The organism is Bacillus sp. FSL K6-1005 (genome assembly GCF_038000225.1).
In the GTDB taxonomy this organism is placed as follows: Bacteria; Bacillota; Bacilli; order Bacillales; family Bacillaceae; genus Bacillus; species Bacillus mojavensis.
In genome coordinates, this window is the sequence record NZ_JBBOBP010000001.1 from 1 (window position 1) to 14,454 (window position 14,454).

The 14,454-nt window shown below is 43.1% G+C and carries 14 protein-coding genes and 1 pseudogene; 5 read left to right on the forward strand and 10 right to left on the reverse strand.

All coding sequences use genetic code 11. The features are described 5' to 3' along the window. Positions 1 to 276 (forward strand): annotated as a pseudogene (locus NST16_RS00005) (spore coat protein CotH); the annotation flags it as partial. A gap of 63 nt (positions 277 to 339) precedes the next feature. Further along, positions 340 to 1,014, forward strand: a complete 675-nt coding sequence (locus NST16_RS00010) for a DUF2642 domain-containing protein (protein ID WP_326196840.1) — start codon at positions 340 to 342, stop codon at positions 1,012 to 1,014. 68 nt (positions 1,015 to 1,082) lie between these two features. Here the strand turns inward: NST16_RS00010 and NST16_RS00015 are convergent, their stop codons facing one another. Beyond that, positions 1,083 to 2,411: an arsenic transporter gene (locus tag NST16_RS00015; protein WP_268448198.1), complete on the reverse strand. Its 1,329-nt coding sequence runs from the start codon at positions 2,409 to 2,411 to the stop codon at positions 1,083 to 1,085. A 211-nt stretch (positions 2,412 to 2,622) separates the two neighbouring features. Then, positions 2,623 to 3,531: an acetoin biosynthesis transcriptional regulator AlsR gene (gene alsR, locus NST16_RS00020; protein ID WP_010332129.1), complete on the reverse strand. Its 909-nt coding sequence runs from the start codon at positions 3,529 to 3,531 to the stop codon at positions 2,623 to 2,625. Positions 3,532 to 3,689: 158 nt separating this feature from the next. Between alsR and alsS the strand changes: the two genes are divergently transcribed. The 3 genes from alsS (at position 3,690) to NST16_RS00035 (ending at position 6,858) form a co-directional block, all read left to right on the forward strand. Continuing rightward, entirely contained in the window at positions 3,690 to 5,402 is a 1,713-nt protein-coding gene (gene alsS / locus NST16_RS00025) for an acetolactate synthase AlsS (protein WP_340883335.1), read from the forward strand. 62 nt (positions 5,403 to 5,464) lie between these two features. After that, positions 5,465 to 6,232 carry an acetolactate decarboxylase gene (gene budA / locus NST16_RS00030; protein WP_010332127.1) on the forward strand — a complete coding sequence of 256 codons (768 nt, stop codon included), beginning with the start codon at positions 5,465 to 5,467 and terminating at the stop codon, positions 6,230 to 6,232. A 98-nt stretch (positions 6,233 to 6,330) separates the two neighbouring features. Then, positions 6,331 to 6,858, forward strand: coding sequence for an NAD(P)H-dependent oxidoreductase (locus NST16_RS00035; protein ID WP_168748912.1), 528 nt, complete (start codon positions 6,331 to 6,333; stop codon positions 6,856 to 6,858). A gap of 40 nt (positions 6,859 to 6,898) precedes the next feature. On the opposite strand, the gene NST16_RS00040 is transcribed toward NST16_RS00035, so the two are convergent. From NST16_RS00040 to NST16_RS00075, 8 genes are all read right to left on the reverse strand, one after another. Continuing rightward, positions 6,899 to 7,195 carry a DUF3892 domain-containing protein gene (locus tag NST16_RS00040; protein WP_010332125.1) on the reverse strand — a complete coding sequence of 99 codons (297 nt, stop codon included), beginning with the start codon at positions 7,193 to 7,195 and terminating at the stop codon, positions 6,899 to 6,901. Between the two features lie 165 nt (positions 7,196 to 7,360). Further along, positions 7,361 to 7,897, reverse strand: a complete 537-nt coding sequence (locus tag NST16_RS00045) for an SH3 domain-containing protein (RefSeq protein WP_010332124.1) — start codon at positions 7,895 to 7,897, stop codon at positions 7,361 to 7,363. A 107-nt stretch (positions 7,898 to 8,004) separates the two neighbouring features. Continuing rightward, positions 8,005 to 8,922, reverse strand: a complete 918-nt coding sequence (gene rbsB, locus NST16_RS00050; RefSeq protein ID WP_340883339.1) for a ribose ABC transporter substrate-binding protein RbsB — start codon at positions 8,920 to 8,922, stop codon at positions 8,005 to 8,007. 11 nt (positions 8,923 to 8,933) lie between these two features. Then, positions 8,934 to 9,905, reverse strand: coding sequence for a ribose ABC transporter permease RbsC (gene rbsC, locus NST16_RS00055; RefSeq protein WP_010332122.1), 972 nt, complete (start codon positions 9,903 to 9,905; stop codon positions 8,934 to 8,936). Position 9,906: 1 nt separating this feature from the next. Then, positions 9,907 to 11,388, reverse strand: a complete 1,482-nt coding sequence (locus NST16_RS00060; RefSeq protein ID WP_326218485.1) for a sugar ABC transporter ATP-binding protein — start codon at positions 11,386 to 11,388, stop codon at positions 9,907 to 9,909. A gap of 14 nt (positions 11,389 to 11,402) precedes the next feature. After that, complete coding sequence (rbsD, locus tag NST16_RS00065) at positions 11,403 to 11,798, reverse strand: D-ribose pyranase (RefSeq protein WP_010332120.1); 396 nt, start codon at positions 11,796 to 11,798, stop codon at positions 11,403 to 11,405. Continuing rightward, entirely contained in the window at positions 11,795 to 12,676 is an 882-nt protein-coding gene (rbsK, locus tag NST16_RS00070; protein WP_286059550.1) for a ribokinase, read from the reverse strand. The genes rbsD and rbsK overlap by 4 nt, the downstream gene beginning before the upstream one ends. Then, complete coding sequence (locus NST16_RS00075; protein ID WP_340883349.1) at positions 12,669 to 13,658, reverse strand: LacI family DNA-binding transcriptional regulator; 990 nt, start codon at positions 13,656 to 13,658, stop codon at positions 12,669 to 12,671. The genes rbsK and NST16_RS00075 overlap by 8 nt, the downstream gene beginning before the upstream one ends. Positions 13,659 to 14,454 lie beyond the last annotated feature (796 nt).

The following is a 14,454-nucleotide window of genomic DNA, read 5'->3' on the forward strand; positions in this document are numbered from 1 at the left end:
TCCAAATCATATCGGTCACCAAGATCTTCAGATTATCAATCGTCAACATATGATCGTTCATCAGATTCCAAAAGTTCGTCCAAATCATATCGATCACCAAGATCTTCAGATTATCAATCGTCAACATATGATCGTTCATCAGACACCAAAAGTTCGTCCAAATCATATCGGTCATCAAGATCTTCTGATTTTCATCGTACCGGAAGCCAAAAGGAAGATTATAGCTATGAAACGATTGTTAAAACAATAGACTATCATTGGAAGCGCAAATTTTAATAGATAATGAAGGTGCATCAGATAAAGTGATGCCCTTTTTCATTCAATTAAAGGGGGAGAATGGTGAAAGGTTTGAATCAATTTCTTGACACAGATGTTGAGGTTGTCATTTCAGGAGATACAAGATTTGTTGGCACACTTATAGATATTGGACAGGATATTTTTGTTATATTTGATGGCTGTAATTATCTTTATATTCCCTTGCTGCATCTTCATCAAATGAACAAAGCAATAAATACGAATACTGAGAAACCAATTTTAATAGATCCGGAAGATACAATGATGCAGGCGGAAAATAATAGTTTTTCTTATAGAAACACATTAAACAAGGTGAAAGGTAAATTTATTGAAATTTATGTAACGGGGGATCGGTCAATACATGGATATGTTACTAGTGTTTTAAATGATTATATTGTATTTTTTTCACCTGTATTTAAAACACTTTTCATATCTATGCATCACTTAAAATGGTTTACCCCTTATTCAACAGAACAAACGCCGTACACTCTTGATAACTCTCAATTGCCCGTCGTTCCTTCCAGTGTTTCACTTGTGCGTAATTTCGAGGAGCAGATCAAAAAATATGTTGGCCAATTGGTTATATTTGATATGGGGGAAGTGCCAGAAAAAGTCGGTCTATTAAAAGATGTGTCTAATAATATCATTGAGCTTATTAACGCAAGCGGAGAGTCAATCATTTGGAAGTTAAATCACCTAAAGACAATGCATCTCCCCTAGCGCAGCCTATACTGAAAATAAACTGCCCTCGAATAGCAGAAGGCAGTTTTTTGTTTCATCATACTCTGCTAAAGAAATAACCAACTGATCCAAAAATATAAACATGTCAGCGTAAAAAGAACAGTCAGCGGAATGATTAATATGGTCGTTTTTAAATATTCACCCCAGGAAATACTTTCATCATGCTGTTTTAATATATGCATCCAAATAAGTGTTGCTAATGTTCCTATAGGTAATAATAAGGAACCAATATCACTCCCAATAATATTTGCCAAGTAGATGATTTTTGCTGTTGAAGGATTCAGGCTCATTTCCGTTAAAGTAAAAGTACTGATCATTAAAGCCGGATGGTTGTTGAATAGATTCGAAAAAACAGAGGTAGAGATACCTGATACGAAAGTAGCGTAGGAGAGGCTTCCAGAAACCATTGGTTCAAAATAATTGACAAGTAATTCAGTAAATCCAATATTGTGCAGCCCATAAATGAGGACATACATAGTAAAAGCGAAAATAAAAATGTGCCAAGGTGATTTGTATAACAAGTCTTTAGGAGAGGTTTTGAAATAAACCCATCTCCATGCCAAAAGGATAATCGATCCGATGACAGCGACAAGAGGAACGGAGATACCGGTATATGACGCGGCAAATAAGCTGATTCTGACGAGAAAAACAAATGCGAGTACAAATAACATTATTTTTGTTTGATTTCGTTTTGGTAATGGAGCTGATGGCGAATAAAGGGGATGGTACCTTCTATGTTGCAGAGACTGAAAATGGTTCGGTATATCCGGCAGGCTTTTAGGAAGACGTTTATAAAAGAAAATAAACAGTAGACAAGCCATAAAAAGGAGTCCCATCATACTAGGGACAAACATCATGGCAGTGTGCAGATATAGATCCATGCCAATCATTTTGAGAGAAATTAAATTTACAATATTACTTACGCCAATCGGTGCGCTGGAGGCTGTAGCTATTAAAACGCCGCTTATTAAATAAGGGGTTTTTTGATGTTTTTTCAAACCTAAATATTTTAAAACCAGCAAAAGGATGGGGGTTGTGATCAAAACGCTCCCATCATTATTTAGGAAAATGGTCATTAAAAAGCAAAGTGAATTGGTTAACCAAAAAAGCTTGATGCCTGATCCCCTGGATTGTTGGAGCAGCTTGGCGGCCACCCAATAAAAGAACCCGAAACTTTCCAATGCAATGGCCATGATCATAGTGGCAAGAATTGTGACCGATGCACCTGTGACTTTTGATCCTATTTCTCCTAAGTCTGTCAATGACACACTTCCGCATAATATCACCATGAAAGCGCCTATTGTTGCGGGGATAGCTTCATTTAACCCTTTCGGTCTCCAGAAAATAAAAAGCATTGTTATGAAAAAAGCGAGCAATGTTAATATACTCGTGAACTGTGTAATATATGTCACCTCTCTATCTATCATTCTTAACATCAAACGATTGTCATGCGCTTACTAGTATCCTTGCCAACTATTTGTACTGTATGTATACGTATACCGATAAGAAGTTGTACTAAGCGATTATATTATATTAATTAAAATTCCATGAGAATCCCAAAAGAAAAAAGAGTTCGCAAGTATCATTTCAGGTACTTGCATCACTCTCTTTAGTTCTTAACTGCTGACAATTTGAAATATTAATAAATTGCTTTAAAAGCGGATTTTGATTGTCTTTGCGATAGGCGATAACCCATTCGGCATTCAGCTGTATTTTATCTATTGTTCGATAAGTCACATCCAAGTTAAATAACTTTTTAGCTGAGGAAGGTACAAATGTAATCCCGATGCCGGCGCTGACTAACCCAATGACCATTTGATATTCAGTCGCTTCCTGTACAATGTTTGGTTTAAAGCCAGCCTGCTCACAAAATTGGATGAAATCAATGTATAAAGTAGGCCATGCTTCCTTGGCTACAGTAATAATCGGTTCATCTCTCAAATCTTCAATTGTAATGGCTTCCTTAGATGTTAACGGGTGTTGTTTAGGCAAAGCTAAAACACAAGGACTGCTTTGGGCGATTTCAGTATGTAATGCTGTATGCTGCAACGGAGGATGAAGTATACCAATATCAATGTTTCCCTTTAGTAGCTCATCCTGCTGCCTAAATGAGGATATTTCCCGTAATTCAATTTTTACTGATGGGAATTTTTTACGGTATTCCCGGACAATCGGCGGCAGAAATTCATATGTAGCTGATCCGACAAAACCGATAACGAGATGGCCGTGCTCGCCGCGAGCCGTACGCTGTGCCAGTTCAATCGCTTGATCAATTTGCATCAAAGCCGTACGGCAGTGAGTTAAAAATATTTCTCCGGCTGCGGTTAGCTCCACAAATCGTTTTGTCCTCTTCAGTAGCGTCACCCCGACTTCTTTTTCCAGCTGTTTAATCTGCTGGCTGAGGGGAGGCTGTGTCATGTTCAGCCGAAGCGCAGCTTTTCCGAAATGAAGCTCTTCGGCAACTGCGATAAAGTATTGAAGGTGGCGAAGCTCCATCAATCATGCATTCCTTTCGTAGGTTAATAATTCGTAATACATATTAATCATAAGTCGAATTGATATTGGAGGTCAATTTCCAAAGAGTGTATAGTGAAACGTATCACAAGATTTATTTAAATTTTTATGTTTAAAATGCATAATAAGGAGTGAGGGTGTTGACAAAAGCAACAAAAGAACAAAAATCCCTTGTGAAAAACAGAGGGGCGGAGCTTGTTGTTGATTGCTTAGCGGAGCAAGGTGTCACACATGTATTTGGCATTCCAGGTGCAAAAATTGATGCGGTATTTGACGCTTTACAAGATAAAGGGCCAGAGATCATTGTTGCACGGCATGAACAAAATGCAGCATTTATGGCGCAGGCTGTAGGCCGTTTAACTGGAAAACCGGGAGTCGTTTTAGTCACATCAGGACCGGGTGCTTCTAACCTGGCAACGGGACTGCTGACTGCAAACACTGAAGGTGACCCTGTCGTTGCGCTTGCTGGGAACGTTATCCGTGCCGATCGTTTAAAACGAACTCATCAATCATTGGATAATGCGGCGTTATTTCAGCCGATTACAAAATACAGTGTAGAGGTTCAAGACGTAAAAAACATACCGGAAGCTGTTACAAATGCATTTAGAGCAGCGTCAGCAGGTCAGGCTGGGGCCGCTTTTGTGAGCTTTCCGCAAGATGTTGTGAATGAAGTCACAAACACCAAAAGCGTACGTGCAGTGGCAGCGCCAAAACTTGGTCCTGCACCTGATGATGCAATCAGTGCTGCTATCGCGAAAATCCAAACAGCAAAACTTCCTGTGGTTCTAGTCGGAATGAAAGGCGGAAGACCTAAAGCGATCAAAGCGGTTCGCAAGCTTTTGAAAAAGGTTCAGCTTCCATTCGTAGAAACATTTCAGGCTGCCGGCACTCTTACGAGAGATTTAGAGGATCAATATTTCGGCCGTATCGGTTTATTCCGCAACCAGCCGGGCGATCTGCTGCTTGAGCAGGCTGATGTTGTTTTGACAATCGGCTATGACCCAATTGAATACGATCCGAAATTCTGGAATGTCAATGGAGACCGGACGATTATCCATCTGGATGAGATTCTGGCTGACATTGATCATGCTTACCAGCCTGAGCTTGAATTGATCGGGGATATCCCATCTACTTTGGATCATATCGAACATGATGCTGTAAAAGTGGATTTTGCGGAACGTGAGCAAAAAATCCTTTCTGATCTAAAAGAATATATGCATGAGGGAGAGCAGGTGCCTGCAGATTGGAAATCAGACAGACTGCATCCTCTTGAAATCGTTAAAGCATTACGAAATGCAGTCGATGATAACGTCACAGTGACATGCGATATCGGTTCACACGCGATTTGGATGTCCCGTTATTTCCGCAGCTATGAGCCGTTAACATTAATGATCAGTAACGGTATGCAAACACTTGGTGTTGCGCTTCCGTGGGCAATCGGTGCTTCATTAGTGAAACCGGGTGAAAAAGTCGTTTCTGTCTCTGGTGACGGCGGTTTCTTATTCTCAGCAATGGAGTTAGAGACAGCGGTGCGCTTAAAAGCTCCAATTGTACACATTGTATGGAACGACAGCACATATGACATGGTTGCATTCCAGCAATTGAAAAAATACAATCGTACATCTGCAGTCGAGTTTGGAAACATTGATATCGTGAAATATGCGGAAAGCTTCGGGGCAACCGGTTTGCGTGTCGAATCACCAGACCAGCTGGAAGGTGTTCTGCGTCAAGCCATGAATGCTGAAGGCCCTGTTATCATTGATGTCCCAGTTGACTACAGTGATAACGTTAATTTAGCGAGTGACAAGCTCCCAAAAGAATTTGGAGAACTGATGAAAACAAAAGCTCTCTAGCACTCTGCGCACCAAGACACTGTTTTCGAAGAACAGCACATTACTAAAGGAGTGAAGGGAATATGAAACACGAAAGCAATATTCAAATGCTGAGCCGCGGCAAAAAAGAACAGCCCGTGAGCCAAATTTATCAAGTATCAACAATGACTTCTCTTTTAGACGGAGTATATGACGGCGATTTTGAACTGTCAGATATTCCGAAATACGGTGACTTCGGTATCGGAACCTTTAACAAGCTTGATGGAGAGCTGATTGGGTTTGACGGCGAATTTTATCGTCTTCGTTCCGACGGCACTGCGACACCGGTGCAAAGCGGAGACCGCTCTCCGTTCTGCTCATTTACGTTCTTTACACCGGACATGACGCATAAAATTGATGCGAAAATGACACGTGAAGAATTTGAAAAAGAAATCAATAGCATTCTGCCAAGTAAAAACCTATTTTATGCCATCCGTATTGATGGATTGTTTAAAAAAGTGCAGACAAGAACGGTAGAACTGCAAGAAAAACCTTATGTGCCAATGGTTGAAGCGGTCAAAACACAACCGATTTTCAACTTTGACAACATCAGAGGGACAATCGTTGGTTTCTTGACTCCTGCTTATGCGAACGGAATCGCTGTTTCTGGCTATCACCTGCACTTCATTGACGAAGGACGAAATACAGGCGGACACGTCTTTGATTATGTGCTTGAGGATTGCACGGTGACGATCTCTCAAAAAATGAACATGAATCTCAGACTTCCAAATACAGCAGATTTCTTTAATGCGAATCTGGATAACCCGGATTTCGCCAAAGATATCGAAACCACTGAAGGAAGCCCGGAATAAAAAAAGAAAGCCCGCACATGTGCAGGGCTTTCTTTTCATTTGGCACTTTACCTGATTTTAGTTAAAATAACATTAAAACGATAAAGGTGTGGGTCTCCTTGAAAGTACTGGTTTTGGCTGTTCATCCGCAAATGGATACCTCAGTCGTCAATAAGGCGTGGGTAGAGGAATTAAGTAAACATGACAATATCACTGTACGGGAGCTTTATAAGGAATATCCGGATGAAGCCATCGATGTTGCCAAAGAGCAGCAGCTGTGCGAGCAATACGATCGGATTGTTTTCCAATTTCCGCTTTATTGGTACAGCTCTCCACCGCTTCTTAAAAAATGGCAGGATCTTGTGCTGACATACGGCTGGGCCTTCGGGTCAGAAGGGAAAGCTCTGCATGGCAAAGAGCTGATGCTGGCTGTTTCCACAGGTAGCGAAGCAGAAAAGTATCAGGCAGGCGGAGGGAACCATTATTCGATCAGTGAGCTCCTGAAGCCGTTTCAGGCGACAAGCAATCTGATTGGCATGACATATCTTCCGCCATATGTGTTTTATGGTGTGAAATACGCAAATGCTGAGGATATTGCAATCAGTGCAAAACGGTTAGCAGATTATATCCAGCAGCCTTTTTCTTAAAAAGAAAAGCCCTGTCCGGTGTGGGACAGGGCTTTCTCTATTAAAAATCGGGTAATTCAGATAGGTTGTTATCCTTAATGCCGTCTGGCTCACTTCGTAAAATGTCACGTCCGTATTTATGAAATACATCAACGTGAGCGAGCTTCCCCGCTTTTGCTTCTGATAGCGCAGTGGGATAGTCCAGTTCTCTTCCTGCGTTCGTTTTCACCGCGATAATATTGTCTTCCTCATTTCTTCTGACCGCGATAATTTCTTCTTTTCCGGACGTATCAACTGGCTGATCGATATTTGTTTGTTTGGATTTATACGAGTCATATGCAGCTTCAAATTGATCCATTTTTCCACCTCCATCCCTTAACGTAAACAAAAATGCTGTTGATCATGTATAGGTTTCGACATAGCAGACGACAATATTTCCTGAGAAATATTTTGAATGCGACAATTCAATCCATAATTAGCGAAGAAAAAAGGGATTCCGTTCTGTAAACGGAATCCCTTTTGGTTATTTTGTCATTTGCAGGTCCTTTGTTTTGATATAACCTGTCTTACCGCCGTAATCTACATAGACCCAATCAAAGTCAAAGCCGCCTTTTTTTGTTTTACTCCAGCCTAAAAAAGATACGCTTGTGTTAGCGGGGAGTGTCTTGATGCTTTTTCCTTCAGCAGATGTATATGCTTTCGTTTTTGTTTTGGTTTTTACCGTTGTTGCTGCCTTTACAATGTAATGAGTGGAGACAAAGCCTGTCTTTCCGTTTTTGTAATGAACCTTTGCCCAATCAGCGTTTGAAAACGAAATGAGCTTTAAGCTGTCGCCCAGGTGAAGTGTATCGGCTTTAGAGCTTGTAGCGGAGGCCTTTGTTCTGACATTCAGAGCCTCTGCTGAAACCAAGTATGAATCAATCGGGTAGCTGTATAAATCATCAATGCTTACGTTTGTTACTGGCTGTTGTGCATGAATTGTGTTTGCACCGCCAGCAGAAGCGGCAGTTATTCCAGCTGCAAGTGCAAGTGTAGACAATATTTTCGTGGATTTGTACATTGCGTTCCTCTCCTCACATAAGAGAAATAATCATTTCTATTATCCCTTTCACGTTTTGGCCGGTTGCTAAACATAAAAAAGGATCAGATAAGATCTGATCCTTTGCATTATTTTTTCGTTTCCAGCTTAAGCGGCGCTGATATTGTTTTCTTTACTTTCTTTCCATGTAAAATCTGATCTGCTGCTTCCGTTGCCAGTTTACCGATTAATTCAGGCTGCTGAGCGACAGTGGCAGAGAGCTTACCGTCTTTAATAGAAGAAATCGCATCCTTATTTCCGTCAAAACCGACGACTAAAATGTCTTTACCGGAGCTGTTAATCGCTTCGAGAGCTCCAAGCGCCATTTCATCATTATGAGCGAAAACCGCTTGGATATCCGGGTGTCCTTGAAGTAAGTTTTCCATGACGGTCAGCCCTTTAGTGCGGTCAAAGTCAGCTGATTGTTTTGTGATAACGTCCAGCTTTTGATCCGCGATTTTGTGAAAGCCTGAACCGCGTTCCCGTGTAGCGGATGCACCTGGGACGCCTTCAAGCTCCGCCACCTTAGCTCCATTTCCAAGCTTGTCTGCGATGAACTCTGCGGCCATTTCTCCGCCTTTTACATTGTCTGAAGCCACGAGGGTTTCCACTTTGCCTTGTTCAGCGGAACGGTCAATTGAGACGACAGGCACACCAATCGAATTTGCAGACTCTACTGCCGTTGAAATAGCTGATGAATCAGTCGGATTAATTAACAGCGCATCGACGCCCTGCTGAATTAAGTCCTCCACATCACTTGTTTGCTTGGAGGAATCATTTTGTGCATCGACGATGATGACCTTCATTCCGCGCTTTTTCGCTTCTTTTTCAATTCCCTTTTTTAAAGAGACAAAAAAGGGATTGTTAAGCGTTGAGATCGACAAGCCGATGGTAAATTCCTTTTTATTATCTGAGTTTGACGGCTTCGCCCATTGGGGAGGCTCAAGCGAACAGGCGCTCAATACAAACAGTGACAGTGCCAAAATGACGGATACAGCCTTTTTCATGTAAAACCCTCCTATGCTGACTTTTTGCGGTCTAATAATACCGCGATTAAAATGACAATCCCTTTAACAACCAGCTGATAAAATGATGAGACGCCAAGCAAGTTGAGACCATTATTGAGTGTGCCGATGATCAGCACCCCAATTAACGTTCCGATAATGCGCCCGCGGCCCCCGGATAGACTCGTTCCGCCTAAGACAACCGCCGCAATGGCATCCAGTTCATATGATTCTCCAGCTGTCGGCTGTGCTGAGTGGAGGCGGGAAGTCAAAATCGCGCCGGCAAGGGCGGATAATAGACCGGCTAAAGCGTAAATCATGACTTTTACACGTGTGACTTTTATGCCTGAAATGAGCGCCGCTTTTTCATTGCCGCCAATTGCGTATGTCCGGCGCCCGAACGGCGTTTTGTGAAGCATCACCCAAAGGATAACAAAGGCGAGAACCATTGTAATCGCCGGTACAGGAATTCCTAAGAAATAACCGCGGCCGAACAGCTGAAAGGCATAATGAGTGCCAAGCCCTGTGATCGGGTTTCCGTCTGTATACACAAGAGTAAGTCCGCGGAACACAGTCATGGTCGCAAGTGTCGCAATGAAAGGGGCCATTTTCCCTTTTGTGATTAACAATCCGTTGATCATCCCGAGCAGAGCGCCAATCAGGCAGCCTATGATGACGGCGAGTATCGGGTCGACACCAGATACAATCATCCCCGCGACTAAGGCACTGGACAGGGCGAGAATAGCCCCGACAGAAAGATCAATGCCCCCAGTTAAAATAACGAAGGTCATGCCGAATGCGATCAAGCCGTTAATCGCCACCTGCCGAAGCAGGTTTAAAATATTTAGAGGCTCTAGGAAGCTCGGGTTTAAAATTGATACGATCATAACGAGAATAAATAAACCGAGAAACGGGCCGAGCTTCTGCATGACGCCATCAAAGTGAATCTGTTTTTTTTCTGATTGCTTCAGTTGTTCCGTTTTCATGTTACCGCCCTCCCGTGGCAAGTGTCATAATTCGTTCTTGTGTCGCTTCACGCGCTTCAATGTTTCCGCTGATTCTGCCTTCATGGACAACGATGATTCTGTCACTCATTCCGAGTATTTCCGGCAGCTCTGATGACACCATAATGATGCCGACACCGCGGTCAGTGAGCTCATTCATCAGCGTATAAATTTCCCGTTTGGCGCCTACATCCACGCCTCTTGTCGGCTCATCCAATATGAGCACTTTTGGGCCGATGCCGATCCATTTTGCAATCACGACCTTTTGCTGGTTGCCGCCGGACAATTGTCGCGCGTGCGTTTCCGGTGAAGCCGTTTTGATGGTCAGGCGTTTTATGAGAAGGTCTACAAACTCTGCTTCCCGCTTGTAATCAATGATGCCCTTTGGAGAAAAACTGGCCAAATTGGGCAGCGCAATATTTTCACGAATGGATGTGTCGAGCAGCAATCCTTCATCTTTGCGGTTTTCCGTAATGAAGCCGAGCCCTTTTTTCACAGCATCATACGGATTCTTAATAGCAGTCTTTTTTCCTGCAATCCAAATTTCTCCCGAATCGAGCCGGTCAATGCCGAACAGCCCTCTCATCATTTCTGTACGTCCGGCTCCCATTAAACCGGAAACGCCGACAATTTCACCGGAACGGACATAAAAGCTGATATCTTCAAAGCGCCCTTTTGAGGAGGCGTTTTTCACCTCGAATATTTTGTCTCCGAGTGAAGGGACGCGTTTAGGGTATCGTTCCGTCAGCTCACGTCCGACCATTTTTTTCACGACCTCGTCAAAATTGGTTTCTGAAATGTTTGTTGTATCGACCGTTTTACCGTCACGCATGATGGTGATCCTGTCGCAAATCGTGAAAATTTCTTCCATTCGATGTGAAATGTATACAATGGAAACACCGTTCTTTTTTAAAGCCGTAATGACGTCAAACAGCTTGCTGATTTCCCGTTCAGTCAAAGCCGCGGTAGGTTCATCCATTATGATTACCTCCGCATTTGTCATGAGCGCTTTTGCAATTTCAATCATCTGCTGCTGTCCGACGGAGCATTCACCTGCTTCTTGATCAAGAGAAAGAGAGACGGATAGTTTATCAAATTGCTCTTTTGCTAGCGCTTTCATTTTTCTTGTTTGTAAAATACCAAATTTCGTTGACATTTCTTTTCCGATAAATAGATTCTCAAGAACGGACATGTCCGGCCAAATATTCAGTTCCTGATGGATGAAGGCGATTCCGTGCTGCTCGGCTTCCTTTGGGTTGGAGAAATACGTCTCGTTGCCATTTATGGTGATCCGACCTTTGTCCAGTTTGTGCAGACCAGTCAGGATGTTCATCAGGGTGGACTTGCCGGCACCGTTTTCTCCCATCAATGCATGAACTTCGCCAGGCTTGAGCTGGAAGGATACACCTGAAAGCACCTGGTTTTTCGCGAATGCTTTATGAATGTCATTCATTTCGATTTGCATATCGATCCTCCTTTCTAGAAAAGCACACCCGCCTGCAGGATGCAGTTGGCGTATGGTGTGAATTCTCCTGTTCGTATGACAGCTTTAGCTTCTTTGGTCAGCTCCTTAAATTCCTCGTGGGGAAGGCAGTCGACTGCCTCTTCAGAAAAAAGGGTTTCTATAAAACTCGCATTCTCTGGATTGGACACCTTTATTTCGGATGCGACAATCACCTTTTCAACGGCCATTTCATCTGCCAGCACTGCGGCTACATCCCGGAAAGCCGGGAAACCCGGCTTCAGTGAGAGATCAATTTTCAGAACGCTGTCAGGAACGGGCAGCCCTGCATCAGCGATAACAATTTTGTCAGTATGGCCAAGGTCAGCCAATAGCTTGGCAAGATGACTGTTCAAAATACCGTGTTTTTTCATGACAGCAGCTCCTCTACTTCTTTTCTGGATGGCATTCCGCCTTGAGCGCCGAAGGAACATACAGATAGGGAAGCGGCGCGGTTTGCGAACCGTAATGAAGCTTCAATATCTTTACCCTCCGCCAGAGCCACTGCAAGAGCCGCGTTAAACGTATCACCTGCTCCGGTCGTATCGACAGGCTCAACAGGGAAGGAAGGGATGATCCGCTCTTTGCTGCCGGCTGAATAGCGCACGCCTTGTTTGCCTTCAGTGATAAAGAGCTTCGCCGGATAAAGCGCCAATGCTTCAGAAACCGTCAGCTCCGGGAATAAGATCTCCGCCTCGTGTTCATTCGGCGTAAGATAGGTGGCATGGTCAATGGTTTCCTGCTTCAGCGGGCGGGCCGGTGCCGGGTTAAGCATGATCGGGATGTCGTGAGAATGGCAGTATCTGCACACCTCATCAACTGTTTCTTCCGGGATTTCCTGCTGAATCAGGACCATATCGATATTTTCAAGCTTTTCGAGAGCGTCTATCGCATAAGATGGGGTGATCTCATCATTTGCGCCTTTAACGACGACGATGCTGTTATCACCTTCGGCAAGCACGATGTGGGCGGTGCCGCTTTCTTTATGTGTAACCGGTTCCATATAGTCGGTGTGAACACCGTTTGCTTTTAAATTATTCATGATGGCTGTTCCATAATGATCGTCACCGACCTTGCCAATCATAAAAACATTTGCGCCAAGTCTGGCAGCGGCAACAGCCTGATTCGCCCCTTTACCGCCCGGCACAGTTTGAAATGAAGTACCCAGTACAGTTTCGCCCGCGTTTGGGCGTTTGTCTGAGGTGACCACTAAATCCATAGAACAGCTTCCAATCACACAAATATTACGCATCCTTTTCTTCCTTTCTTGTCGTATTTCTTCTTATATACATGACGGGCATTTGAATCGCCGTTTCTGCGAGCGGCTGTTTTTTTATGATGCTCAAAAGCAGTTTCGCCGCTTCTTTACCCATGTCATATGCCGGCTGTTTAATTGTTGACAGCGGCGGAAACAGCAGCTCGCTTTGGGGAATGTCATCGTAGCCGATAATTTGAATATCCTCAGGCACTTTTTTTTCGCGCCGCAAAGCTTCATGCAAAACAGCCGCTGCTTGAATATCATTACTGGCAATTATTCCGTCTGTCTCAGGATATATGGCAAACAGCTCCTTTGCCAGTGCTTGTGCATCCTTAAAAGAAAAGGACGCCGTCTCGATGATTTGAAAATCAACACCAGCCTGCTGTAATACCTCTAAAGCGCCGTGAAAGCGGTCTTGGGCAGTCGGCAAGTGAGCAGGACCCTTCAGGAGCGTAATGTGTTTGCTTTTTCCATGAACGATTGCTTCTGCTGCTAATTTTCCCCCGGTATGTCCGTCACTGGATACAGAAGGAGCGCCTTCAGGTGTTCTGTCCAGGAAAACGACTGGCTGATCAATCCCGCTGTATTCTTCAAGATGAGGATAATTTGTTGCAGCAATAATACCTGCGACATGATTTTGTTTAAAGGTTTGAAGGTATTCAAGTTCTTTATTTAATTCCTCGTCACTGTTGCCAAAAATAAGCCGATAGCCTTCCCGGTTCAATTCATCCTCCGCGCCGCGGGCAAGCTGGGGGAAGAAAGGGTTCGTAATATCCGGAAGCAAAAGCCCGATCAGCCTGGATTCTCTTTTATAAAGAGACCTGGCGACTTCATTCGGATAATAGTTCAGCTTCTCCATGGCGGCCATCACACGTGTCCTCGTTTCTTCATGTACATAGCCGTTGTCATTCAGGACGCGGGAGACCGTTGCAACCGAGACGCCCGCTGCTCCCGCGACATCTTTAATTGTAGCCAACACAGCTCCTCCTCGCTTGTGTAACCGTTTACATAGATAGATTATCATGACATTTCGTTATTGGCAATAAGAAAAAAATAAACCATGGCGATATAGCAAACCAAACTGTAAATGGTGTATAAATACGAGAATGTAAAGGTAATCACGGTTTTTTTTGACAAAGTCTTCACAAATCTGGATGAACTTTTCATGAACGAATATTAAGTTTTATTAAAATTGTTTCAAAGTCATGCGTTTAGACCTGTAAATAGGATAAAACAGAAAAGACTATCCGCCCAGAAAATGTTTAATTATGTTAGAGAACCTGGACCTGTTTGTTTGCCGTTTTTATTGCCGGGGCCAGTAGTCAATTTGGTATGGGCCTAATATTGTCTATTCCGTGCAGAAAGGATGACATTATGACCTTATCCTTAAGAAACAGGCAAATATAATTTTGTGTTCATAAGAACTGGAAACATGCATTGTATCAGCAAAAGCCTGATATACCGGGCTGGAAAAAAGATTGATTTGAAATGCATATTAAACTGAACATTCAAGGTGTGACTAAACGTCTAGAAGGAAATCATTTGGTAAATGAAAGCGCATTCCTTTTTGGTGTTAAAAAAATCGATAAGATGTAAGTCCTGTCAATTTCCAAAAAAAGAAAACGGCTTGTGGGTATAAAATCTCTTTCAAAAGAGAAGTTTGGCTCAGTAGATTAGGGGAGATTATGTTACATAATGCCGATTGAGAATTCATAGTGATTCTATATACTGATGAATGAATTTACAACAATATAGAAGGAGATGTCGATAAG

Excerpts from the sequence above, each read along its gene's own strand:
- NST16_RS00040 (WP_010332125.1), bottom strand. The coding sequence starts at position 7,195 with ATGGATCAATTTGAAGCTGCATATGACTCGTATAAATCCAAACAAACA.
- NST16_RS00045 (WP_010332124.1), bottom strand. The coding sequence starts at position 7,897 with ATGTACAAATCCACGAAAATATTGTCTACACTTGCACTTGCAGCTGGA.
- rbsK (WP_286059550.1), bottom strand. The coding sequence starts at position 12,676 with ATGCGTAATATTTGTGTGATTGGAAGCTGTTCTATGGATTTAGTGGTC.
- alsR (WP_010332129.1), bottom strand. The coding sequence starts at position 3,531 with ATGGAGCTTCGCCACCTTCAATACTTTATCGCAGTTGCCGAAGAGCTT.
- rbsD (WP_010332120.1), bottom strand. The coding sequence starts at position 11,798 with ATGAAAAAACACGGTATTTTGAACAGTCATCTTGCCAAGCTATTGGCT.
- rbsC (WP_010332122.1), bottom strand. The coding sequence starts at position 9,905 with ATGAAAACGGAACAACTGAAGCAATCAGAAAAAAAACAGATTCACTTT.
- NST16_RS00060 (WP_326218485.1), bottom strand. The coding sequence starts at position 11,388 with ATGCAAATCGAAATGAATGACATTCATAAAGCATTCGCGAAAAACCAG.
- budA (WP_010332127.1), top strand. The coding sequence starts at position 5,465 with ATGAAACACGAAAGCAATATTCAAATGCTGAGCCGCGGCAAAAAAGAA.
- rbsB (WP_340883339.1), bottom strand. The coding sequence starts at position 8,922 with ATGAAAAAGGCTGTATCCGTCATTTTGGCACTGTCACTGTTTGTATTG.